Source organism: Bilophila wadsworthia ATCC 49260, assembly GCF_000701705.1.
Lineage (GTDB): Bacteria > Desulfobacterota > Desulfovibrionia > Desulfovibrionales > Desulfovibrionaceae > Bilophila > Bilophila wadsworthia.
On sequence record NZ_JNJP01000169.1, the window covers coordinates 1 to 2,849 of the forward strand.

At 61.3% G+C, this 2,849-nt stretch carries 1 protein-coding gene; it reads left to right on the forward strand.

Annotation, left to right across the window (positions count from 1 at the left end; genetic code table 11):
- Positions 1-390: 390 nt before the first annotated feature.
- On the forward strand, positions 391-2,775 hold the full coding sequence (locus tag T370_RS0121585; protein WP_029436975.1) for an acetate--CoA ligase family protein: 2,385 nt from the start codon (positions 391-393) through the stop codon (positions 2,773-2,775).
- Positions 2,776-2,849: the final 74 nt, after the last annotated feature.

Genomic DNA, 2,849 nt, shown 5'->3' on the forward strand with positions numbered 1-2,849 from the left:
CCCTTCCCCCACACCCCCATCCCTCCCCCGAAGACTTTTGACCTTATCGAATCCCTCTTGTCGTTTTTCCCTGATGATAGGGATGAGGAAAAACAGACAGGGGGAATGGATCAGGCGAACACAACGCACAAAAAACATCAATTTGAATAATTCTCTAAAAAACAATAATAGTAATGTATTACTAAAAAACTCCTGATACACCCCAAACGCTCAGAGGGAACGCCAGACTCGCTCAAAACGGCCCCGTATCCGATCCGTGCCGGACAGCGCCCGGAACGGATCGGACATGAAGCCGTAACTGAGGGGGTCCGGGGGCATTGTGCCCCCGGGCAGGGGGGCAAGGGGGCGTCTACCCCTTTGCCGCCGGAGGCATCCCGCAAGGAACACCCTATGAACCTTACCGTCGCCTACGAACCGATCACGGAACTGCTCCGCAACGCCTATGCCGAAGGGCGACAGTTCCTCTACGAATACGAAGTGTATAACCTCCTGAGCCTGTCGGGATCGGAAACGCCCCCGAAATGCTCCTTCATCCCGCGCAACGCCAGACTCGCCGACGAGGAAGTCATGGCCATGCCCGGGGACAAGGCCGTCCTCAAGATCGTCTCGCCGACCATCATCCACAAAACGGAAGTCGGAGGCGTGCGCATCGTGCCGAAAACGCCGGATAAGGTGCGGTCCGCCGTGCGCCGTATACTCTCCGAAGTGCCTGAACGCTACGCCGAATGGATCGAACGCCACCCGTCCGGCGCCCCCAAGAGCTATCGGGGGTTGGAAGGGGCCGCGCTGCAAAACGCCATCGCTTCCGATCTCAAGGGCGTATTGCAGGTGCAGTTCATGCCGCCCGACTCCGAAGCGTTCGGCAATGAGCTTATCGTGGGCCTTCGTCGCACCCGCGAGTTCGGCATGGTCATCAGCGCGGGCCTCGGCGGGACCGATACCGAGCTGTACGCCGAACGCTTCCGCAAGGGGCAGGCCATCGTAGCCGCACTCACGGCCATGACCGACGGAGAGACGTTCTTCCGGCTGTTCCGGCAAACCGTCTCGTATAGAAAACTCGCCGGATTGACGCGCGGGCAACGCCGCATCGTCACTGACGATCAGCTCATCGAATGCTTCGAGTCCTTTATCCGCATGGGGAATCACTTCTCGCCGGACAATCCGGACGCGCCGTTCGTCATCGACGAGCTGGAAATCAACCCGTTCGCGTTCACCGACTATCTGATGGTCCCGCTCGACGGCATGTGCAAATTCTCGCTGCCGGAAAAAGAACCGACGGCCCGGCCCGTGGCGCGCATCGGAAACCTGCTGCATCCCGAACGCATCGGCATCATCGGCGTGTCCGCCAAACGGAGGAATTTCGGGCGCACCATCCTTGAAAACATCATCGGTTCGGGATTCGACAAGGACCGGATCGTCATCCTGCGCGACGGCGAACCCGATCCTTCGGGCGTGCGCTGCGTGCCGGACCTGCGGAGCGTGGGCGAGCCGCTGGATCTGTTCATCGTGGCCGTGGGCGCGGAACACGTACCCGGCCTTGTGGACGAAGTACTGGAAACGGGCGCGGCCCGGAGCGTGATGCTCATCCCCGGCGGCCTCGGCGAAACCGAGGAAAGCAAGGAAATCGCGGCCCGCATGATCGAGCGCATACGGGAAGCCCACGGCAAGGGCGACGGCGGCCCGGTGTTCCTCGGCGCGAACTGCATGGGAGTCATTTCCCGGCCCGGCAATTATGACACGTGGTTCATCCCGGCCGAAAAACTGCAGGCCGCGCGCCGGACGTCGTGGCGGCGTACCGCCATCGTGAGCCAGAGCGGGGCATTCCTGCTCAACCGCTTCAGTCAGGCTCCGGAAATGAGCCCGGCCTACCTCATCTCTATGGGCAATCAGACCGACCTCACGCTCGGGGACATGATGCGCCACTTCATCAGCTCGGACGAGGCGGACGTCATCGCCGTCTATGCGGAAGGCTTCAAGGATCTTGACGGGCTGCGGTTCGCACAGGCCGTCCGCGAAGCCGTGCGCAACGGCAAGCAGGTCATCTTCTACAAGGCGGGGCGCACGCCCGAAGGCAAGAACGCCACCAGCGGGCACACAGCCTCTCTCGCCGGGGACTACATGGTCTGCGAGAACTGCATCCGGCAGGCGGGCGCGATCATGGCCCGCAACTTCACGGAATTTCAGGAACTCATCCTGCTGGCGGAAGCGTTCCGCAACGATGCCGTCAACGGCAAGCGCCTCGGCGCGGTCAGCGGCGCGGGATTTGAAGCCGTGGGCATGGCGGACTCCATCCAGTCGGACGAATACAGCATGTCGCTCGGCGCTTATGCCGAAAGCACCCGCAGTGCCATGCAATCCTGCATCAATGAAAAACATCTGGACAAGCTGGTGACCATCGCCAATCCACTGGACATCAACCCCGGCGCGGATGACGAAGTTCATGCGCACATGGCGGAATTGATGTTGAACGACGAGGGCATCGACGCCGTGGTCATCGGGCTTGATCCGCACTCTCCGGTGACGCATACCCTTGCGGAGACGGACGTGGAGGCCTTCCGCATGGACGCGCCCGGCGGCATCCTCGAACGGCTCTCCGCCGTACGTGAACGTTTCCGCAAACCGCTGGTCGCCGTGGTGGACGGCGGGGCGCAGTTCGAGCCCTTCCGTAATGCCCTACGGGAACGGAATATACCCGTTTTCCCCGTCTGCGACCGCGCTATTGCCACCCTCTCCTTATATATGGAAGCGAGGCTCATGGTTAAAGGGCTTGTTTAGGAGAGAAGAAGTTTGGAGGGGGGAAGGGGGACCTTTCTAAAGAAAGGTCCCCCTTCCCCCCTCCAAACCTCCCC